The sequence below is a fragment of the Nocardia sp. NPDC004168 genome (assembly GCF_040610355.1).
Taxonomy (GTDB): Bacteria; Actinomycetota; Actinomycetes; order Mycobacteriales; family Mycobacteriaceae; genus Nocardia; species Nocardia sichangensis.
On the sequence record NZ_JBEXME010000024.1, the window covers coordinates 31439 to 50159 of the forward strand.

Below are 18721 nucleotides of genomic sequence, written 5' to 3' on the forward strand. Positions count from 1 at the left end.
GAGCGGTCAGGCCCGGAGGCGGCAGCGGAGCGTGACCACGCAGGGCCCCGCTCGTGCCGGAAAGGAAACAGCATGAGCGGTCAGGCCCGGAGGCGGCAGCGGAGCGTGACCACGCAGGGCCCCGCTCGTGCCGGAAAGGAAACAGCATGAGCGGTCAGGCCCGGAGGCGGCGGCGGAGCGTGACCACGCAGGGCCCCGCTCGTGCCGGAAAGGAAACAGCATGAGCGGTCAGGCCCGGAGGCGGCAGCGGAGCGTGACCACGCATGGCCACGCTCGTGCCGGAAAGGATGCGGCATGAGCGCCGAAACGAGCGCCCGCACAGTCGAGTTCGACGACAGCGGCTTGGAGACGTGGTCCGACGAGGACCGGTTCGCGGTCACCGCCGAGCGGGTCGCGGAGTACGCCGCCGCGACGAACGATCCGATCGCCGCGCACCTGGCCGGTACGGTGGCCGGACCGGTCTTCGCCATCGTCCCGGTCTTCGAGGCCATGATGATGCCCGTCATCGACGTCGCGCCGATGGACATCTTCGGCCGGGTCGTGCACGGGGAGCAGGACTTCCACTTCCACCGCGCGATCCGCCCCGGCGACCGGCTGGTGTCGCGCGCCAAGGCGATCGGCTATACCAGCCGCCCCAACGGCACGACCATCACCATTCGCATCGAATGCCGTACCGAGGCGGGAGAACCGGTCAACGACCAATACCTCACCGCTTTCTTCCGCAACATCGATGCGGGCAAGACGGTTGGCGCGGCCGCTCCGGCGCACAAGTTCGACGAACGGCTGCGCGAGCAGGACCCGGTCGCCGTCGTCGCGCAGCACGTGGACCACGACCAGACCTTCCGCTACGCACCGGCGTCCGGCGATCCCGTGCCGCTGCACCTGGACGAGCAGGTCGCCAAGGACGCCGGACTGCCCGGCATCATCGCGCACGGGCTGTGCACCATGGCGTTCGCGTCGTGGGCGGTGCTGACCGAGGTCGCGGAGTCGGATGTGCACCGGCTCCGGCGCTTCGCGGTGCGCTTCGCCAAGCTGGTCTTTCCCTGCGACGATCTGGAGACCCGCATCTGGAAGGCGGGCTCCGCCGACGGCGTCACCCGCTACGCCTTCGAGACCGTGCGCGGCGACGATGTCGTGCTCAGCGACGGACTGGCCGAGATCGCCGACTGACATCCATCGCGCGGCGGCACGGTGTCCGCCGCGCCCTTTCCCCTTCGCCGGATTCGGCACGACTACAGGAGATAGACAACACATGGGCGTACTGGCCGGGCGGGTCGCCGTCATCACCGGCGCGGGTCGCGGCATCGGCCGCGAGCACGCGTTGCTGTTCGCGAAGGAGGGCGCCGCCGTGGTCGTCAACGATCTCGGCGGCAGCAACGCGGGCGAGGGGACCGATGCCGGTCCCGCCCAGGAGGTGGTGCGCGAGATCGTCGCCGCGGGCGGGAAGGCGGTGGCCAACACCGACGACGTCGCCACCTGGGACGGTGCGCAGAAACTGGTCGAGCAAGCGGTCAGCGAGTTCGGCGGCCTGGACGTCGTCGTCAACAACGCGGGCATCCTGCGTGACGCGTTTATCGCGGGCATGGACGAGTCGCAATGGGACGCGGTGATCGCCGTGCACCTCAAAGGCCACGCCGCGGTGCTGCACCATGCCGCCGCATATTGGAAGCAGCAGTCCAAGGCGGGCAATCAGCCGAACGCGGCCGTGATCAACACGGCATCGGCGTCGGGCACCACCTTGCCCAACCCGGGACAGGCCAATTACGGCGCGGCCAAGGCCGGGATCGCCGCGCTGACCCTGGTGGCCGCCGACGAACTAGCGCGCTACGGCGTGCGGGTCAACGCGATCGCGCCGATCGCGCGCACCCGGCTCACCCTGGCCACACCCGGCATGGGCGAGATGCTGGCGGCCGAAGCGGAGGAGTCCGACGGCGGGTTCGACGCCTTCGCCCCGGCCAATATCGCGCCGCTGGTCGCCTACCTGGCCGCCGAAGACTGCCCGATCACCGGCAAGGTGTTCGCGGTGCAGGGCGGCGCGATCTCCGAGCTGGCCGGTTGGCACGATGTGAAGACCATCGAGACCGAGGGGCCCTGGCTGATCGACGACATCGCCGCCCGGCTGCCCTGACCTCGGGGAATGTGAGGAGAACGACGATGTTCGAATGGTCCGAGACCGATGTCATGATCCGCGATGCCGTCCGGGCGTTCATCGACAAGGAGATCCGCCCGAATCTGGACGCGCTCGACAGCGGTGCACTGCCGCCGTACCCCGTGATCCGGAAGTTGTTCCGCGAGTTCGGGATCGATGTGATGGGCGGCGAGGCCGTGCAGAAGATGCTGGCCAGGCAGGCGGCGCGGGAGAGCGCTCCCGCCGAAGCGGAACGGAAGCCGAAGTCATCCGGCTCGAGCCCGTTCGCCGGGCAGGAATCGCTGATGGCGGTGCTCATCGGCGAGCTGTCCGGAGTGTGCATGGGTCTGGTCTCGGCGATGGGCGTGAGCATCGGTCTCGGCGCGACCACGATCATGTCGCGGGGCACGCTGGCGCAGAAGCAGCGCTGGCTGGAGGACATCGTCACCATGCGGAAGGTCGCGTCCTGGGCGATCACCGAACCGGACTCCGGTTCCGACGCGTTCGGCGGCATGAAGACCTACGTCAAGCGCGACGGCGAGGATTACCTGCTCAACGGCCAGAAGACGTTCATCACCAACGGCCCCTTCGCCGACGTGATGATCGTCTACGCGAAGCTCGACGACGGCGCGGGCGGCGACAAGCGCGACCGCAAGGTGCTCGCCTTCGTGCTGGACCAGGGCATGCCCGGCCTCACCCAGGGCAAGCCGTTCAAGAAGATGGGCCTGCACTCCTCACCGACCGGCGAGCTGTTCTTCGACAACGTGCGCCTCGGCCGGGACCGCCTGCTCGGCGAAACCGAAGAACACAAGGGCGGCGACGGCAGGGACAGCGCCAGGTCCAGCTTCACCGCCGAGCGCGTCGGCGTGGCCTTCATGGCGCTGGGCATCATCAACGAGTGTCATCGGCTGTGCGTGGAGTACGCCAAGAACCGCAAGCTCTGGGGCCAGGAGATCGGACGGTTCCAGCTGGTCCAGCTGAAACTGGCGAAGATGGAGATCGCGCGGATCAACGTGCAGAACATGGTGTTCAACACGCTGGAGCGGGGACGGGCGGGCAAACCCCCGACCCTGGCCGAGGCCTCCGCGATGAAGCTGTACGCCTCCGAGGCCGCCACCGAGGTGGCCATGGAAGCGGTGCAGCTGTTCGGCGGCAACGGCTACATGACCGAGTACCGCGTGGAGCAACTCGCCCGCGACGCCAAGTCACTGATGATCTACGCGGGCAGCAACGAGATCCAGGTGACCCACATCGCGAAAGGGTTGCTCGCGCAGTAGTTTCCGAATCGGCTGGCTCGCCGTACGCACTGCGCGGTGAGCTACGGCCGCGCGCAACCGAATCGGCCCGACCACCGGTCGTGGGCGGGGAGACCGAGCCCAGCCGGTTGACGATCCGGCTCGTGCCCGGTTTGTCCACTGCATCAGTGGCCGGCTGGCCATAGAGCGGTCATCATCACCCACCGTCGCCGCGTTCGGGCGTGTCGGAACGGGCACTCGGGAGGCCGCGTGCACTTGGTGCTGAACTCGAAAGCCGACGTGCTCAGCGCACCATAACTACGTCTTTCGAGCGAAGCGAGACCGAGCCTGTTCCGTTCGCGGCCCGGCTCGCGTCCGAGCGGCCGCCGCGTCCGCGACGAAGTCGCGGCCGAACTACACAGCCCGAAGCCGGGTGCGGCTGGCGTAGACGTGTTCGGCGATGAGGGTGGCGATGCGGTCGGGCGCTTCCAGCATCGGCACGTGGCCGACGCCGTTGACCAGGATGCGGTCGGCGGATTCGGGCAGTTCCTTCAGGTAGCGCCGTGCGTAGACGCGGTTGGGGATGACCCGGTCGTACTCCGACAGCAGCAGCCGGACGGGCGTACGCAGGGTGGACAGGTCGTCCTGTGCCGGCGCCCGCATCGCGCCGAGAATCATCGGCACCATCGCCGGGCAATGCAGCGCTGCGGCGAGCGCGGCCGCGGCGTCGCGCCGGGACACCGCGGAGGCCTGTTTGCTCAACGCGAGCAATGCGACCCGCTGGGCGAGTGGGTTGCCGATCACGAATCCGCCCATGCGCTTGCCGATCTCGACGAGCGGTATCAGGGAGAGGAATTTCAGGTTGACCCGCCATTGGGTCAGCGAGGGCGCGTGCCAGCCGCCCGCGGGCGCGATCAGCGTCAGGGTGCGGGCGCGTCCGCGGCGGGCGAGTTCGACGCCGACCAGTCCGCCGAGCGAGTTGCCCGCGATATGGCAAGTCCGCCAACCCAGTTCATCGAGCTGCTCGCAGATCCGGTCGGCCAGCGAACCCACGTCCACCGACGGGCCTCCGGTGGGCGCGCCGCCCCAGTGGCCCGCGAACGCGGGCGCGAACACCTCGCAGTGCGTCGACAGCCGCGCCGCCGTCTGCTCCCAGCAGTGCGGCGACATCATGAATCCGTGCAGCAACAGCAGGGGATCGCCGGATCCCACGTGCAATGCCTTGATCGGCTGGGGCTGTTTCGCCCGGGTGGATCCGCGCGCGGGGGCGGAGGAGGACTGGGAGGTGTCGGACGACATCGTCATCACCCCTTCCTGGACGGCAGTGTCCAAGGGACTTCATCTGACCAGCATTGTACGGTCGTGGTGTGCCGTATATCTCGACAGTGAACGTGAACGGTGTCCGCGCGGCCGCGGGCAAGGGGCTGCTCGCCTGGCTCGCGGCCACCGAGGCGGACATCGTCTGCGTGCAGGAGACTCGCGCCACCGACGAGCAGGTCCGGGCCGCGCTGGCGCCCGCGCTGGACGCGGGATGGCAGCTGTCGCACGCCGAACCGGAGTCCAAGGGCCGCGCCGGTGTCGGCATCCTGTCCCGGCGGGCGCCCAGCGCCGTGCGAGTCGGCTTCGGCAGCAGTGAGTTCGCGGCGGCGGGCCGCTATCTCGAGGCCGATTTCGACGATGTCACCGTGGCCAGCGTCTACGTGCACTCCGGTGACGCGGGCACGGTGCGTCAAGACGAGAAGTATCGCTTCATGGCCGAACTCGGCGCCTACCTCGCCGCGCGAACCGGTGATTTCGTGGTCGCCGGGGACTGGAACATCGCCCACACCGAGCGCGACCTGAAGAACTGGAAGGGCAATCTGAAGTCGGCCGGGTTCCTGCCGCAGGAGCGGGCGTGGATCGATGAGCTGCTGGCCGCGGGGTACGTCGACGTGGTGCGGCAGTTGCACCCGGCGGGCGACGGTCCCTACAGCTGGTGGTCCTACCGGGGCCGCGCGTTCGACAACGACAGCGGCTGGCGCATCGACTACCACCTCGCCCGAGGAGAGCTGGCCACCCGAGCCAAGGACGCGGTGGTCGAGCGCGCCGCTACCTATGATCAACGCTGGTCGGACCACGCGCCCGTCACGGTGCAGTACCGATGAACCGGGCGCGACCGATCAAGCGCGGTGTCGGCCTGCTGGTCGCGGTGGCCCTGGTGGTGCTCGCCGCGGTGCTCGCGCTGTACGACGGTGGCGCTACCACCACATCTACCCCGGCGAGTCGCGCGACCACCGTCGCGACGAGCGCGGCCACCCCGACCGCCGCCGCGCCGCGCGGTGCGGACAGCGCGTCGCCGGTCACTCAGGCGTCCGGTGTTCCGGAGCGCGCGTACGTCACGCTGCGGGAGATCGACGCCGGCCGGTGGCCGGGCTCGGCGAACGCCCCCGGCACCAAAGGGGGTGAGCGATGGCAGAACCGCGGCGGGGACTTGCCCGCCGCCGACGGCTCCGGTAAGCCGATCATCTATCAGGAATGGGACGTCAATCCCAAGCAGTCCGGCCGATCCCGCGACGCCGAACGCATCGTCACCGGTAGCGACGGTTCGGCCTGGTACACCGGCGATCACTACAAGACCTTCACGAGGATGCGCTGATGACAAAGACCGTCACGCTGTCGCAGTTCCTTGCCCGCTCCGACGCCGACGACGCGCCGCCCGGCGCCGCACTCACCCCGCCGCGTGTCACGTTCGGCACGCTCGCGGTGGACGCCGCCGACTTCAGCGGGGTGCGGGACAAAGCGCCTTCGGGCTACCTGGTGCGTGAACTGCGCGGCGCGAAGATGACCACCACCGCGCGCCTGTTCGACGAGTTCGCCGCCGCGTTCCAGTTTCCGTACTACTTCGGGGAGAACAAGGACGCGTTCGACGAGTGCCTGCGTGATCTGGACGATTTCCTCGGCGAAGGGGCCGGATACGTTGCCGTGGTGCGCGACTCGGCCGGATTGCTCGCCGACGAGCCCGTCGAGCGTGACTGGTTCGCCGAGGCCATGCGCGATTGCGCGGCCTACTGGTCGCGGCGGGACGTGCTCTTCCGGGTCGTCCTGCAAGGCGAAGCGCCCGATCTGGAGGACGTGTCCCTGCGGCTGTGACCAGGGCTGTTACCGCAGTTTGCCGGCCATGTCCTCGCCGAGCAGGACGAACACGTCGACTGTCTGCTCGATCAATTCGTCGCGCGTGAGATCCAGGTCGCCTTGGAGCCAGGCGGTCAGCGTCTGCACCAGCCCCCCGACCAGGTAGAGGGCCCGGAACTCGACCACCGCGGCCGGGCCGGAATCCGGAATCCGGTAGAAGTCCGTGCCCTCGGTGGCCACCATCCGCGCGAACGTTCGCACCGTCTCGGTGGTGCGGGCGCGCAGTTCCGGCGTCGCCATGCCCGCGATCAGGGCGGCTTTCGCCTTGCGTGGGTCATCGGTGAGCAGGTGCACGCCCGCGGTGATCGCGGCGTGCGCGGTCGCGCGCGTGTCCGGCGCGGCGGTGCGCACGGCCGCGAGGATGGCCGCCGCCAGTTCCGCGGCGATCCCGTCGATCAGGGCGGTGAGCACGGCGTCGCGGCTGTCGAAGTTCTCGTAGTAGTACCGCTCGTTGAGACCCGCCCGCGCGCACAACCCCGACACGGTCAGTTTCGCCAGCCCCTCCGTGCCGATGATCTCCAGCGCGGCCTCCAGCAACGCCGCACGCCGCTGCGCCCGGCGCTCCTCGGCGGAGATGCCCCCGTAAGTCCGCTGCGCCGTCACCCTTCGATTCTTACAGGTTCGCTGAACACCGTGGTTGTCGCCCGATCGACCCGCGTGCAACATTCTGGCATGGAGTATTGCCAGAAAGGTAGGTTCTGGTGGATGCTATTGCCAGATGTGCTCGATGAGGAGGCGGCGATGTCCGAGCCCGGCTATTTCAGTGACCACTCGATGGTCCGGCGGGTGATGAGCAAGCGGGCGGTGGGACTGACCTACGGCTTGCGCGCGCTGGTGATCGGGGCGGTGCACCCGCTGCTCTTTGTCGGCACGGCGGAGAACACCGAGCACCGCATGACCCCCTACACCCGGCTCGCGCTGACCGGCCGCCTGTTCGAGGCGGTGTTCCTCGGTAGCAGAGCCGAGGCCGACCGCGCGCTGGCGTTCACCAGGAAACGGCACGTCAAGGTGCGTGGGACGCTGCCGGAGGACGCCGGTGTGCAGCACCCGGCGGGGACGGGATACTCCGCGCTCGACCCGCACCTCATGTTCATGACCATGGCCTTCACGTTCGACTCGGCCGAGGTGATGTACGACCTGCTGGTGCGCACCATGACCGACGGTGAGCGCGAAGGGCTCTACCAGGACTACGTGCGCTGGGGCGAGCTGTTCGGCATGCCCGCGGACGCGGCGCCCGCCAGTTATCCGGAGTTCCGTGCCTTCTTCGACGGCTACCTCGCCTCCGGCGAACTGTTCCTCACCGACGAGGCGCGGCTGGTCGGCTCCTACCTGGCAGGACAGCGCGTCCCCTACTCGCAGGGTGTGCCGTTGCAGCAGGTCACCTCCGCGTTCTACCTGCTGGTACAGGGCAGCCTGCCGACACGCATCCGCCGGATGTACGGGATGCGCTGGGGTGTGGCGGAGGAGGTCGCCTACCAGGGACTGTCCCGAGCGGTCCGCACCGCGCACGTGTCGGTTCCGCTGGTGCCCCCGGTGCTGCGTGGCACGCTCGCCGGGCCGAGCGCGCCGGTCTACAAGATGCTGTCCAAGCGGGAACACGAACTGGTCAGCGGCGGACGGCCGAGCATGCCCGGGGTGGACCCGCGCAACTGGGTGCAGCGAAATTCGGCTTGAGCCGCATGCGAAAATCGGAGTATGTCGAGTCCTGCGCCCAGCCCGGCCGCCGAACGCAAACAGCGGGTTCTGTCCGGGATCCAGCCGACCAGCTCCTCGTTCCATCTAGGGAACTACCTTGGCGCGCTGCAGTACTGGGTGACCATGCAGGACGACTACGACGCGCTGTATTTCATCCCGAACATGCACGCGATCACGGTGCCGCAGGACCCCAAGGAACTGAAGCTCCGCACCAACGCCGCCGCCGCCCAGTTGCTCGCGCTGGGCATCGACCCCAAGAAGTCGACCCTGTTCGTGCAGAGCCAGGTACCCGAGCACGCGGAGCTGACCTGGGTGCTCAGCTGTCTCACCGGTTTCGGCGAGGCCAGCCGGATGACCCAGTTCAAGGACAAGTCGGTGAAGCAGGGCGCGGAGAACGCGACCGCAGGCCTGTTCACCTACCCGATACTGATGGCCGCGGACATCCTGCTCTATCGCGCCCATCAGGTGCCCGTCGGCGAGGACCAGCGTCAGCACTTGGAACTGACCCGTAACCTTGCGCAGCGCTTCAACTCTCGGTTCAAGAAGACGTTCGTGGTGCCGGAGGCGCACATCGTCAAGGGCACGGCGAAGATCTACGACCTGCAGGACCCGACCGCGAAGATGAGCAAGTCGGCCTCCACCGACGCGGGTCTGATCAACCTGCTCGACGACCCGAAGGTCACCGCGAAGAAGGTGAAATCCGCGGTCACCGACACCGAACGCGAGATCCGCTACGACCCGGAACTCAAGCCGGGCGTCAGCAACCTGTTGGTGATCCTCAGTTCGCTGACCGGTGCGCCGATCGTCACCTTGGAAAAGGATTTCGAGGGTAAGGGTTACGGCGAGCTGAAAGCCGACGTGGCCGACGCGCTGGTCGAATTTGTCACGCCGTTGCAGGCCAAGGTGCAAGAGTACATGTCGGATCAGGGTGAACTCGACCGCGTACTCGCGGCCGGCGCCGAGCGTGCGCGAGAGATCGCGGGCAACACCCTCGCGCAGGTCTACGACCGGGTGGGCTTGCTGAGTCGCTAGGCGGCCGCTCGCCTGGGCGGTTGTCGCGCGCCCGACCGGGTACCACCGGTGTGAGGTCTCTCGGTCGAAGGGGCGAATGGTGCAGGTGATCGACAATGTCAAAGCCGGGATCCAACGCCGGATCCAGGCGCAGCCGTGGCTGGACCATCTGGTTCGCGCGGCGGGGCGCTATCAGCGGCAGCGGGGCGACTACTACGCGGCGGGCATCACGTATTTCACTGTGCTGTCGTTGTTTCCGCTGCTCATGATCGCTTTCGCGGTCGCGGGCGTGATCTTGTCCAGCAATCCGGATCTGCTCGGGGAGTTGCAGGCCAAGATCGTCGAGAACATTCCCGGCTCGTTCGGCACCCAGCTGAACGATTTGATCGAGCAGGCGGTCGACTCCCGGCGCACGGTCGGCGCGCTGGGCCTGATCACCGGCGTCTACAGCGGCCTCGGCTGGATGGCCAATTTGCGCGCCGCGCTCACCGAGCAATGGGACCAGAAGTCTCCGGACGGCAACTGGCTGATGACCAAGCTCTCCGATCTGGGTGCGCTGGTGGGTCTCGGCCTCGCGTTCACGGTCTCGCTGGGGTTGTCGGCCTTGGCGTCGAGTTCGCTCGGCAGTCAACTGCTGGACAATCTGGGCCTCGGCGATTTGCCGGGCGCGGACCTGCTGTTGTCGCTGTTGTCGATCGCGCTCGGGTTCCTCGCCTCCTGGGCGGTGTTCGCCTGGGTCATCGCGCGGTTGCCCCGGGAACCGGTGACGCTGGCCAGTGCCGCCAAGGCGGCCGGTCTGGCCGCGCTGGTCTTCGAGGTGTTCAAGATCGTCGCCTCGATCTACCTGCAATCGGTGCTCAGCAGCCCGGCGGGCGCCACCTTCGGCTCGATCATCGGTCTGATGGTGTTCAGTTACGTCACCTACCGCATCGTCCTGTTCGCCACGGCCTGGGCCGCCACCGCCGCGGAGAACGAGCCGGAAGCCGAGATTCCCGCCCCCGGGCCGGCCGTGATCGCGCCGCGGGTCGGTGCGCGTGACGTCTCGATGGGGGTGGGCGCCGCCTTCTTCGGCGCGGGCGCGCTTGCCGCCCTGACTCTTTCCGGATTACGCAGGTCGGACCGGCGGTGATCGATTCAGCGTCGCCGGGTGGCCCGCCGTGCCCCTAGCACGAGCGCGGCGATCACGAGGACACCGCCGATGATCAGTACGGTGCGCGCGCCGGTGCGGCGATCTCCGGTGTGTGGCATGGCGGACGGGTCGCTGCCCGGCGACGAGGACATCGCCGGGTCGTTTCCCGATGTGGGCGGCGCGGCGAGGGTGGCTCCGCTCTGGTCGCGCTGGGGTACCACCGCGCCGGGCAGATTGCCGATCGAGGCGCCGCGGGGCAGCGCGAATCCGTAGTCGAGCAGGCGGGCCGCCTGCTCCCATGGGCGCACCGGCCGCACGTCGGCCTTGAGGAGAGTGACGGCGAGCCTGCGGCCGCCCCGCTGGGCGGCGGCGACGAAGGTCTGGCGCGCGTCATCGGTGAAGCCGGTCTTGCCGCCGAGGGCGCCGTCGTAGTTGTAGAGCAGCTGGTTGTCGTTGCCGATCGGGTAGCCGGGGCGGTCGGTGTCGCCCGGAACGGCGGGGTCGGCGGGGTAGCCGGGGAAGTCGACCTGCTCGGTATGGATCAGCTCGGCGAACAGCGGGACCGTCATGGCCTCGCGGAACAGCACGGCGAGGTCGTAGGCCGAGGTGCTCATGCCGGGGCCGTCCAGCCCGGACGGAGTGGCCGTGCGAGTATCCATGGCGCGCAACGACTTCGCCAGGTCGTTCATCTTCGCGACGGTCGCGGCGTCGCCGCCGAGCTGCGCCGCGATGGCATGCGCCGCGTCGTTGCCCGAAGCCATGATCAACGCCTGCATGAGCTGTCGGTTGGTGTAACGGCCGCCGGGGCCGATGCCGACCCGGGTGCCGTCGGCGTCGGCGTCGGCCTGCGTGCCGACGACCACCTTGTCCAGATTCAGCGTGCGCAGCGCCAGGGTGGCCAGCAGCACCTTGATCGTGCTCGCGGGCCGGTAGCGACCGTGCGGGTCCTTCGCGGCCAGCACCTCTCCGGTATCCAGATCCGCCACCAGCCAGGCCGTCGCCGAAATGTCCTGCGGAGCGGGCGGCGCGGCTTTGGGAAGTACGACTCCGCACTCGCCGAGGCGGGTTCCCCCGATCGGCGGGGAAGGGATCGGCAGCGGCGTGGGGGTCGGCTGTCCGGGCGCGGGCACCTCGGAGGTGTCGATCGGTGCGGGCGGCGATGTCTTCTGCGGGCACCCGTCGGTGTTCGGGGTGGTGAACGGGGTGGTGGTGCTCGGCGCTGCGAGGGACGGCGCGGCCGTCGCTCCGAACACGGCGACGGCGAGGACGGCGCCTACACAGAGCAAGGCACGGCGAGTGATCTTCATCGCCGATGAGCCTAGCGAGCGGTCCGGTGATCGGGCAGTCCATCCCCGCGACGGTATTGACAGTATCTACTAAGTGAAAGCTACTATCAAAATGATGTAGCTACCATTTCTGGAGGCGTCATGAAGAACGACTCATCCCGTCGCTGGCTCGCCCTCGGCGCGCTGGCCGTGGCGATGCTGACGATCGGGCTCGATGTCACCGTGCTGACCGTGGCGCTGCCCACGCTCGCCGTCGACCTGAACGCGAATACCGCCGCGCTGCAATGGTTCAGCAGCGCCTACACGCTGGCGCTGGCCGCCGTGATGCTGCCCGCGGGCGCGCTCGGCGATCGCTACGGCCGCAAGAAGTTCCTGCTCTCCGCGCTGGTGCTGTTCGGCGTGGCGTCCATCGCGTGCGCCGTGGCCACCTCGCCCGGCGAGCTCGTCGCGGCGCGCGTCGTGCTCGGCATCGCGGCCGCGGCGATGATGCCGCTGTCGATGTCGGTGCTGCCCGCGATGTTCCCCGAACCGGCCGAACTCCAGCGGGCGCTCACCATCTGGATCACCTCCACCGCGATCGGCCTACCGCTGGGCCCGATCGTGGGAGGTTGGTTGCTGCGGAACTTCTGGTGGGGTTCGGTGTTCCTGATCAACGTGCCGATGGTCGTGATCGGTGCGTGCGCCGTCGCCGCGTTGGTGCCCGAATCGCGCAGCGCGCAGCGCTTCCGGATCGATCTGCCCGGCGTCGCGCTGTCCGCCGCGGGCATGCTGGGGCTCACCTACGGCTTCATCCGGATCGGCGAGAAAGGCTGGGGCGACGGCCCGGCCTGGGCGATCATCGCGGCCGGTGTGCTGCTGCTCGGCGCGTTCCTGCTCTGGCAGCGCAGGACCACGCATCCGCTGGTCGATCTCGGGCTCTTCGCCGCCGACGGGTTCCGCTGGGGGACCGCCTTCTCGATCGTGGTGAACTTCGCCATGTTCGGCATGTTCTTCACCGTTCCGCAGTACTTCCAAGCGGTGCTCGGCGTGGACGCGCTCGGCAGCGGCCTGCGATTGCTTCCGTTGATCGCCGGGTTGCTGGTCGGCAGCAGGCTGGTCGACAAAGCGCTGCCGAAACTGGGCGTGCGCGTGGTGGTGGCCGCCGGATTCGCGCTGCTGGCCGGCTCGCTGGCACTGGGGGCGTTGACCACCGTGGACAGCGGTTACGGCTTCGCCGCCCTGTGGTTGACGCTGCTCGGCGCCGGTATGGGGCTGGTGATGCCCGCGGCCATGGGCATGGCGATGGGTGATCTGGATGCCGAGCGCTCCGGGTCCGGCTCCGCGCTGTTGCAGGCGCTGCGCCAGGCGGGCGGCACCATCGGCGTCGCGGTGCTCGGCACCGTGCTGTCCACTCGGTACCGGTCAGAACTGGGCGAGCTGAACCGCGAACCGATCTCCGACGGCGTGAACGCGGGCGTCGCCACGGCGGGCAAGCTGGGCGATCCGTCGATGCTGCACCAGGTGCAGGTGGCCTTCCTCGGCGGCATGGGCGCGATGCTGTGGGCCTGCGCCGCGCTATGCGTGCTGGCGGCGGTGCTCACGGCGACCTTGGTGCGCACACGGCAACCCGCACGGGCGCCGGAGCCGGGTGCGGCAGAATCGATCCATGTCGGTTGAGCTACCCGCGAGCGGGACGGCGCAGGGTCTGCGCGAGCGGAAGAAGGAACGGACCCGCCGGACGATTCGCCTCGAGGCCTTCCGGCTGTTCCGCGAGCAGGGTTACAACGAGACGACGATCGAACAGATCGCCGCTGCCGCCGATGTCTCGCCCAGCACCTTCTTCCGCTACTTCCCGACCAAGGAACAGCTGGTGCTCGCCGACGACCTCGATCCGGCCATGATCGAGGCGTTGCGGCGTCAGCCGCGCGACATCGGGCCGATGGCGGCATTTCGTAACGCGGTGCTGGAGGTCTTCGGCAATCTGGCCGCCGCCGAGCTGGCGTTCGAGCAGGAGCGGCAGGCGCTGCTCTATCACGTGCCGGAGCTGCGCTCGGCCATCGGCCTGGAGATCATCCGCAGCATCGACCTCATCGCGAGCCTGCTGGCCGATCATCTCGGCCGGGCCGCTGACGATTTCGAGGTGCGAGTGGCAGCGGGCGCGATGGCGGGCGCGGCTCTCGGCATGGCGACGATGACGCCGTTGAACGTCGAGAACATCACCCGCACATTGGATTTCCTGGATGCGGGCATGCCGCTCGCGCCGAAGCGCGAGTCCTGAAAGTTCCCCGGCCGTACTATCACGCGCCTGCCGGACTGGCTTGCCGCAAACGGTCGGGCGTGTCGTCGTCCATGGTCGCGAAGAAGCCGCCGATCACGTCCTCGATCTCGGCGATCGAGTCCGCGCAGTAGAGAGTCGGCTGATAGTGGGTGATGTCGTAGGTCGCGGTACCCATCCGGGCGATGTCGAGCGGGCGTAGTTCGGCGTGCCGGAACTCCTCGATCTCGCCGTAGGACGACAGCAGGCCCGCGCCGTAGCACCGAATCTCGCCGCGCTCCCGGACGACGCCGAATTCCATCGAGAACCAGAAGACGTCGGCAAGGAATTTCAACGCGCGATCGGTGCTCAGGCGCGCCACCGCCGCGCCGACGGTCGCGTAGATCGCCGCGAAGCGCGGGCTGGCGATCTGGGTGGCATGCCCGATGATCTCGTGGATGGCATCCGGCTCCGGGGTGTACAACGGTGCGGAATGATGCCGGATGTACTGCGTGGAGTGGAAGATCCGATCGGCGAAGGAGCCGAAGAACTGTCGCAGCGGCACCAGTCCGGCGGCCGGTGCGTACCGGAATCCGGTCAGCGGGGCGAGCGCCGCGGACACCTCGTCCAATTGCGGGATGTGATCGGTGGGCAACGACAGCGCTTCGGCGGCCGTTAGCACCTCCGCGCTGGCGTAGGTGCGATGTTTGCGCGCGAGTTCGGCCGACACGATCCGCCACACCTGCTGCTCCTCGTCGGTGTAGGCGATGTGGGGTGTCGGCTTTCCCGGTGCATGGTCCAGTGCCAGCGCGGCGATGGCATTGCGCCGGGCCCGATATTCCGGATCGTGCACACCGGGGTGCTCATCGCTCAGGTGCACGGTCACGTCGCCGTCGCCGGTGCGGGTCACCGGCGAGTACAACTGCGCCTCGCTGAACATGACTCGATGCAAGCACCGCAGGCACCCGCCGACAACAAAAGCCCGTTCAGCTGAGCAATCTGCCTAGCTGAACGGGCTTTCCTGGGGCCATCCTGACAACCGAAGGCCGGGATCGGACGGCGTGCTGATCAGTGCGCGCCGTGCAACGAATGCACCACCGCGTGGCCTTTACCGCGTCCGATCATCCACTTGTTGACCGGCGTGGTCAGCACGAAGGCCACCGCCAAGGCGAAGGCGAGGGTGGTCCAGAACAGCACCGTGTCCAGGTGGGCGTCCATCGCGCCGGGAACGGCGAGGATCACGGCGTTGTCCACGATCTCCATCACCGTGATGGACACCGTGTCGGCGGCAAGCGCGGTGCCGACGGCGGCCGCCAACGGCAGGCCCGCGCGCAGCACGCCGCGCATGGTCAACGCATAGCCGAACACGAACGCCAGCACGATGGCCAGCACCATCGTCGAGGTGTTGTTCCAGCCCAGCGCGGTGCCGATCACCATGCCGAGGATTTCGCCGATGGCGCAGCCGGTGAGGCAGTGCAGGGTCGCCATCGCCGCCATCCGCCAGGTAGCGGGGCCGTGGTGCGCGCTGTGTTGTCCGGCGGGTGCGGCGTGCGAGACGTGTTCGGCCGACGGGTGGTGCCTGTGTTCCATGACTGGAACTATACCCCCGTAGGGTATTTGCACAAGGCCGAGTTCTCGATTTGCCGGACATGAACGGGCGTTATGCCGCAAGATGGCGAAAGTATGAAGGAGGGCGCATGAAATCCGTGCGGATCGATCTCGACCAGGACCTGCTCGCCGCGGCCGCCGCCATCATGGGCACGTCGACCAGTGACGCCACCGTCAACGAGGCCTTGCGCCGGATCGTCGTGCACGAGCGCCAGCTGCACAATCTGCAGCGGCTCGCCGCGAAGATGTTCGTCGGGCTACCGGACGTCGCGGTGGTGGACCGCTAGGCCTTCTGGAACCGGTTATCTGGGAGAAGTGGGCCGCCGCTCCTCGAGAGCGCGCTGCCAGACCTCGTCGAACTCCCTGGCGTCGATCTGGAGTGCGGTGAACTCGGTCTCGGCGTTCAGTTCGTCCGGCGTGGGAACCGGGATCTGCCCGAGTTCGGTGGTGCCTGTGCCGCGACCGGAATCGGCCCAGTCGCGGTGGCCGTCCCGGAACACCTCGACCTTGCGCACCTCGAAACCGTCGTCGCCGATCTCGCTGAACAGCTCCACCGGCTCGTCGTCGAAATCGTGGTGCCATTGCGCCTTCAGGTACCACATCGCGCATCAACTCCCCAGTTCGTGACCGACTCGGTTGCCGAACCGCATATCAGCCAGCATATGGGTGTCGCGGGTCGGCGTCCCGCTGCTGAGCTGACGGGGTGCGTGAGGTGAGGGTCGCGGTCGAGTTCTGGCCTGAGTGTCGGTGGCCCCTGGCAGAATCCCGGGCACTGTTGGCGTGACCGAGGGGTGGGAGTCATGGCGGTCTCTCTAGTCGACGTGCCGGTGACGCAGCGGCCGCGTGAACGGTTGCTGGCGCTCGGGCCGCACGCGCTGAGCGACGCGGAGCTGCTCGCATTGCTGCTACGCCAGGGCAGGCGCGGTGCGAGCGCGCTGGACCTGGCGGTGGAGTTGCTGGTCGAGCACGGCGGTCTCGCCGGGCTGGCGTCCGCGCGGCCGGAGGAGTTGTCGCGCCGGGCGGGCATCGGCGTCGCGAAGGCCGCCGCGATCATCGCCGCCTTCCACCTCGGCGCACGAGCACGTGGCAGGCCGGACACGTCGATCCGGCTCACCAGTCCCGCCGACGTGGCCGCCGCCGCCCTCCCGCTGTTCACGGGCGCCAGGGTGGAGCGTCTTCTCGTCCTGATCTGCGACGCCCGGAATCGCCTCCGTCAGAAGGTCTTCGTCGCCGAAGGCGCTGTCGACCAGGTCGTCGTCCCCGTCCGGGAAATCCTGAACACCGTCCTGCGCCACGACGGCCGAGCCTTCGCCATTGTGCACAACCACCCTTCCGGCGACCTCACCCCCAGCCCCGACGACCGACACACCACAACCCTCCTCACCGAAGCCGCCCACACCGTAGGCCTCCGCTTCCTCGACCACGTGGTCATCGCGGGGGAGAGGTGGACGAGCGCACCGAAGTTCGCTTGACCTTCTCACTGTGTCAAGGCTTTCACTGGCTGTCGGAGGTGGTCCCCATCAATTCGACACACAGGAATACACAGCACACCCGGCTGCTCGACGCATTGGCGGCCGCGAATTCGTCGACGCGGCTGCAGGCGGCGCTGGCGGTAGGCACGCATCCCGAACCCGGTTTCATCGAGGCGCTGGTAGAGCGGTCCGCGATCGAGCCGGACTTCTTCGTGCGGGACATGCTCACGTGGGCCCTGACTCGGCTCCCGGCGGAGCTCACGGTGCCGAGACTGCTCACGGAGGTGCGTTCCGAGCGTGCGCAGGCCCGGAGCCAAGCGTTGCACACGTTGTCCAAGATCGGCGATCCGAGCGCGTGGCCGGCGATCACGAGCTCGTTGCTCCAGGATGCCGACGTTGAAGTCGCGCGAAGTGCCTGGCGTGCTGCCGTCGTTCTCGTGCCCCACGAAGCGACGGAATGGCTGGGCGCGGAGCTGGCCAGGCAATTCGGCCGGGGAGACCGGGAGGTACGGTTGAGCTTGAGCCGCGCTCTGGTCGCGCTCGGGGAGGTGGTCGAGCCGGTCCTCCGGACCGCGATGGCTGATCCCGATCCAACGGTGCGGGCGCATGCGCGCGCCACGGAGCGGCTCCTGCGCGATCCGGACGCCGGATTCGACCTCGCCGTCGACGGGGCACGGCGGGTCGTCGCGCTCGGCCCGGATCGGGAGGAGACGACTGCGTGCTGATCGGTGAGGTGGCGCGCCGCTCGGGAGTGAGCGCCCGCATGCTCAGGCACTACGACTCACTCGGGCTGGTCCGACCGACCGGCCGCACCGTGGGCGGTTACCGGGAATACTCGCCGGAAGACATCCGGCGGATCTTCCATGTCGAGGGCCTGCGCTCCCTGGGGCTGTCACTGAGCCAGATCGGGCGCGCTCTCGATGATGCCGCATTCACCCCGTCCGCGCTGGTCGGAGACCTCATTCGGAAAGCCGGAGAACGACTGGACCGGGAGCGAGAACTCCTGGAGCGGCTTCGTACGGTCGATTCCACCGAGCCCTCCCGCTGGCAAGACGTCCTGCGCATCATCGAACTGCTGCACGGACTCGGTTCGCAGAGCCCCGCCCGGCGGCAGCAGGCCGTCTTGGCGCCGGCCGAGGACGTAGCGGTGCCTGCCGAACTGCTGGCCGAGGCGGTGCTCACCGAATCCGATCCGTATGTGGCCGGGGCTTTGCGGTGGGCGCTGGCACGGGCCGGCGGTGACGGGGTGGCGAGCGTGGCGTCCGGCCTGGGCTCCGAGGACGTCGACGTCCGGCGGCGCGCGGTCCTCGCGCTCGCCGAGCTGCCGGGCGACGAGGCGACCGCGGCGCTCACGGACGCCCTCGAGGACCCGGACACGACGGTCCGCAGACACGCTGCTCTCGCCCTGGGTGGGCGCGGCGTGACCCGGGCCGTGCCCGCGCTTGTCGACACGGTGGTCGAAGGCCCGAACGACGTCGAGGCGGCCGAACTCTTGGGAACGCTGGCGCAGGACGCGGAGTGGGCGGATCGGATCATAAGTGCGCTGGTGGAACAGCTCACCGCATATGCGGCGGACTCGGCGGTGCGAATCCGACTGACCCAGGCGCTCGCTGAAATGCCGGGGACCATCGCGCTGGATACCCTGCGGCAACTGTCCTGCGATGAGGATCGCGCTGTGGCGGCCATAGCCTCGGCCCTCGTGGAAACGCTCGTAGCACGACACGGCGGGGAGCCGGGGCAACCCTGACAGCTC

The 18721-nt window shown here is 68.5% G+C and carries 21 protein-coding genes; 15 read left to right on the plus strand and 6 right to left on the minus strand.

Annotated features, from left to right (window positions below; all coding sequences use genetic code 11):
* Nucleotides 1–294: 294 nt before the first annotated feature.
* From ABZW96_RS29895 to ABZW96_RS29905, 3 genes are all read left to right on the plus strand, one after another.
* Nucleotides 295–1170 carry a MaoC/PaaZ C-terminal domain-containing protein gene (locus ABZW96_RS29895; protein ID WP_355079034.1) on the plus strand — a complete coding sequence of 292 codons (876 nt, stop codon included), beginning with the start codon at nucleotides 295–297 and terminating at the stop codon, nucleotides 1168–1170.
* An 82-nt stretch (nucleotides 1171–1252) separates the two neighbouring features.
* A complete protein-coding gene (locus ABZW96_RS29900) occupies nucleotides 1253–2128 on the plus strand; it encodes an SDR family oxidoreductase (RefSeq protein WP_355079035.1) in 876 nt (291 codons plus the stop codon).
* 26 nt (nucleotides 2129–2154) lie between these two features.
* Nucleotides 2155–3405, plus strand: a complete 1251-nt coding sequence (locus ABZW96_RS29905) for an acyl-CoA dehydrogenase family protein (protein WP_355079037.1) — start codon at nucleotides 2155–2157, stop codon at nucleotides 3403–3405.
* Nucleotides 3406–3777: 372 nt separating this feature from the next.
* Here ABZW96_RS29905 and ABZW96_RS29910 read toward each other — a convergent pair whose 3' ends face one another.
* Nucleotides 3778–4668, minus strand: coding sequence for an alpha/beta hydrolase (locus tag ABZW96_RS29910; protein ID WP_355079039.1), 891 nt, complete (start codon nucleotides 4666–4668; stop codon nucleotides 3778–3780).
* Nucleotides 4669–4730: 62 nt separating this feature from the next.
* On the opposite strand from ABZW96_RS29910, the gene ABZW96_RS29915 reads away from it, so the two are divergent.
* Genes ABZW96_RS29915 through ABZW96_RS29925 form a run of 3 tightly spaced genes read left to right on the plus strand, consistent with a single transcriptional unit; the run spans nucleotide 4731 to nucleotide 6492 of the window.
* Entirely contained in the window at nucleotides 4731–5507 is a 777-nt protein-coding gene (locus ABZW96_RS29915) for an exodeoxyribonuclease III (RefSeq protein ID WP_355079041.1), read from the plus strand.
* Nucleotides 5504–5998, plus strand: a complete 495-nt coding sequence (locus tag ABZW96_RS29920) for a ribonuclease domain-containing protein (protein ID WP_355079043.1) — start codon at nucleotides 5504–5506, stop codon at nucleotides 5996–5998. Before ABZW96_RS29915 ends, ABZW96_RS29920 begins: the two co-directional genes overlap by 4 nt.
* Nucleotides 5998–6492 carry a barstar family protein gene (locus ABZW96_RS29925; protein WP_355079045.1) on the plus strand — a complete coding sequence of 165 codons (495 nt, stop codon included), beginning with the start codon at nucleotides 5998–6000 and terminating at the stop codon, nucleotides 6490–6492. Before ABZW96_RS29920 ends, ABZW96_RS29925 begins: the two co-directional genes overlap by 1 nt.
* A 9-nt stretch (nucleotides 6493–6501) precedes the next feature.
* On the opposite strand, the gene ABZW96_RS29930 is transcribed toward ABZW96_RS29925, so the two are convergent.
* Nucleotides 6502–7137, minus strand: coding sequence for a TetR/AcrR family transcriptional regulator (locus tag ABZW96_RS29930; protein WP_355079047.1), 636 nt, complete (start codon nucleotides 7135–7137; stop codon nucleotides 6502–6504).
* Between the two features lie 102 nt (nucleotides 7138–7239).
* On the opposite strand from ABZW96_RS29930, the gene ABZW96_RS29935 reads away from it, so the two are divergent.
* The 3 genes from ABZW96_RS29935 (at nucleotide 7240) to yhjD (ending at nucleotide 10369) form a co-directional block, all read left to right on the plus strand.
* A complete protein-coding gene (locus ABZW96_RS29935; RefSeq protein ID WP_355079049.1) occupies nucleotides 7240–8208 on the plus strand; it encodes an oxygenase MpaB family protein in 969 nt (322 codons plus the stop codon).
* A 21-nt stretch (nucleotides 8209–8229) separates the two neighbouring features.
* Nucleotides 8230–9261: a tryptophan--tRNA ligase gene (gene trpS / locus ABZW96_RS29940; protein WP_355079051.1), complete on the plus strand. Its 1032-nt coding sequence runs from the start codon at nucleotides 8230–8232 to the stop codon at nucleotides 9259–9261.
* Between the two features lie 79 nt (nucleotides 9262–9340).
* Nucleotides 9341–10369: an inner membrane protein YhjD gene (gene yhjD / locus ABZW96_RS29945; RefSeq protein ID WP_355079118.1), complete on the plus strand. Its 1029-nt coding sequence runs from the start codon at nucleotides 9341–9343 to the stop codon at nucleotides 10367–10369.
* 5 nt (nucleotides 10370–10374) lie between these two features.
* Here the strand turns inward: yhjD and ABZW96_RS29950 are convergent, their stop codons facing one another.
* Nucleotides 10375–11676 (minus strand): D-alanyl-D-alanine carboxypeptidase family protein, encoded by a 1302-nt coding sequence (locus ABZW96_RS29950; protein ID WP_355079053.1) that lies wholly within the window; start codon nucleotides 11674–11676, stop codon nucleotides 10375–10377.
* 120 nt (nucleotides 11677–11796) lie between these two features.
* On the opposite strand from ABZW96_RS29950, the gene ABZW96_RS29955 reads away from it, so the two are divergent.
* Nucleotides 11797–13311, plus strand: coding sequence for an MFS transporter (locus ABZW96_RS29955; protein ID WP_355079055.1), 1515 nt, complete (start codon nucleotides 11797–11799; stop codon nucleotides 13309–13311).
* Nucleotides 13301–13912: a TetR family transcriptional regulator gene (locus ABZW96_RS29960; protein ID WP_355079057.1), complete on the plus strand. Its 612-nt coding sequence runs from the start codon at nucleotides 13301–13303 to the stop codon at nucleotides 13910–13912. The genes ABZW96_RS29955 and ABZW96_RS29960 overlap by 11 nt, the downstream gene beginning before the upstream one ends.
* A gap of 19 nt (nucleotides 13913–13931) precedes the next feature.
* Here ABZW96_RS29960 and ABZW96_RS29965 read toward each other — a convergent pair whose 3' ends face one another.
* Both ABZW96_RS29965 and ABZW96_RS29970 read right to left on the minus strand, forming a co-directional pair.
* A complete protein-coding gene (locus ABZW96_RS29965; protein ID WP_355079059.1) occupies nucleotides 13932–14828 on the minus strand; it encodes a phenylalanine 4-monooxygenase in 897 nt (298 codons plus the stop codon).
* A gap of 128 nt (nucleotides 14829–14956) precedes the next feature.
* Entirely contained in the window at nucleotides 14957–15478 is a 522-nt protein-coding gene (locus tag ABZW96_RS29970; RefSeq protein ID WP_355079061.1) for a DUF4396 domain-containing protein, read from the minus strand.
* A gap of 107 nt (nucleotides 15479–15585) precedes the next feature.
* On the opposite strand from ABZW96_RS29970, the gene ABZW96_RS29975 reads away from it, so the two are divergent.
* Nucleotides 15586–15783 carry a type II toxin-antitoxin system VapB family antitoxin gene (locus ABZW96_RS29975; RefSeq protein ID WP_355079063.1) on the plus strand — a complete coding sequence of 66 codons (198 nt, stop codon included), beginning with the start codon at nucleotides 15586–15588 and terminating at the stop codon, nucleotides 15781–15783.
* Nucleotides 15784–15798: 15 nt separating this feature from the next.
* Here ABZW96_RS29975 and ABZW96_RS29980 read toward each other — a convergent pair whose 3' ends face one another.
* Nucleotides 15799–16098, minus strand: coding sequence for a hypothetical protein (locus ABZW96_RS29980; protein ID WP_355079065.1), 300 nt, complete (start codon nucleotides 16096–16098; stop codon nucleotides 15799–15801).
* A gap of 198 nt (nucleotides 16099–16296) precedes the next feature.
* On the opposite strand from ABZW96_RS29980, the gene radC reads away from it, so the two are divergent.
* Genes radC through ABZW96_RS29995 form a run of 3 tightly spaced genes read left to right on the plus strand, consistent with a single transcriptional unit; the run spans nucleotide 16297 to nucleotide 18715 of the window.
* Nucleotides 16297–16968, plus strand: a complete 672-nt coding sequence (gene radC, locus ABZW96_RS29985; protein ID WP_355079067.1) for a DNA repair protein RadC — start codon at nucleotides 16297–16299, stop codon at nucleotides 16966–16968.
* 38 nt (nucleotides 16969–17006) lie between these two features.
* Nucleotides 17007–17693, plus strand: coding sequence for a HEAT repeat domain-containing protein (locus tag ABZW96_RS29990; RefSeq protein WP_355079120.1), 687 nt, complete (start codon nucleotides 17007–17009; stop codon nucleotides 17691–17693).
* Nucleotides 17687–18715, plus strand: coding sequence for a HEAT repeat domain-containing protein (locus tag ABZW96_RS29995; protein ID WP_355079069.1), 1029 nt, complete (start codon nucleotides 17687–17689; stop codon nucleotides 18713–18715). The genes ABZW96_RS29990 and ABZW96_RS29995 overlap by 7 nt, the downstream gene beginning before the upstream one ends.
* The last annotated feature ends 6 nt before the right edge of the window (nucleotides 18716–18721 follow it).

Coding starts and splice junctions, on each gene's coding strand:
- ABZW96_RS29895 (WP_355079034.1), top strand. CDS start 295: ATGAGCGCCGAAACGAGCGCCCGCACAGTCGAGTTCGACGACAGCGGC.
- ABZW96_RS29900 (WP_355079035.1), top strand. CDS start 1,253: ATGGGCGTACTGGCCGGGCGGGTCGCCGTCATCACCGGCGCGGGTCGC.
- ABZW96_RS29905 (WP_355079037.1), top strand. CDS start 2,155: ATGTTCGAATGGTCCGAGACCGATGTCATGATCCGCGATGCCGTCCGG.
- ABZW96_RS29910 (WP_355079039.1), bottom strand. CDS start 4,668: ATGACGATGTCGTCCGACACCTCCCAGTCCTCCTCCGCCCCCGCGCGC.
- ABZW96_RS29920 (WP_355079043.1), top strand. CDS start 5,504: ATGAACCGGGCGCGACCGATCAAGCGCGGTGTCGGCCTGCTGGTCGCG.
- ABZW96_RS29925 (WP_355079045.1), top strand. CDS start 5,998: ATGACAAAGACCGTCACGCTGTCGCAGTTCCTTGCCCGCTCCGACGCC.
- ABZW96_RS29935 (WP_355079049.1), top strand. CDS start 7,240: ATGCTATTGCCAGATGTGCTCGATGAGGAGGCGGCGATGTCCGAGCCC.
- trpS (WP_355079051.1), top strand. CDS start 8,230: ATGTCGAGTCCTGCGCCCAGCCCGGCCGCCGAACGCAAACAGCGGGTT.
- ABZW96_RS29950 (WP_355079053.1), bottom strand. CDS start 11,676: ATGAAGATCACTCGCCGTGCCTTGCTCTGTGTAGGCGCCGTCCTCGCC.
- ABZW96_RS29955 (WP_355079055.1), top strand. CDS start 11,797: ATGAAGAACGACTCATCCCGTCGCTGGCTCGCCCTCGGCGCGCTGGCC.
- ABZW96_RS29960 (WP_355079057.1), top strand. CDS start 13,301: ATGTCGGTTGAGCTACCCGCGAGCGGGACGGCGCAGGGTCTGCGCGAG.
- ABZW96_RS29965 (WP_355079059.1), bottom strand. CDS start 14,828: ATGTTCAGCGAGGCGCAGTTGTACTCGCCGGTGACCCGCACCGGCGAC.
- ABZW96_RS29970 (WP_355079061.1), bottom strand. CDS start 15,478: ATGGAACACAGGCACCACCCGTCGGCCGAACACGTCTCGCACGCCGCA.
- ABZW96_RS29975 (WP_355079063.1), top strand. CDS start 15,586: ATGAAATCCGTGCGGATCGATCTCGACCAGGACCTGCTCGCCGCGGCC.
- ABZW96_RS29980 (WP_355079065.1), bottom strand. CDS start 16,098: ATGTGGTACCTGAAGGCGCAATGGCACCACGATTTCGACGACGAGCCG.
- radC (WP_355079067.1), top strand. CDS start 16,297: ATGGCGGTCTCTCTAGTCGACGTGCCGGTGACGCAGCGGCCGCGTGAA.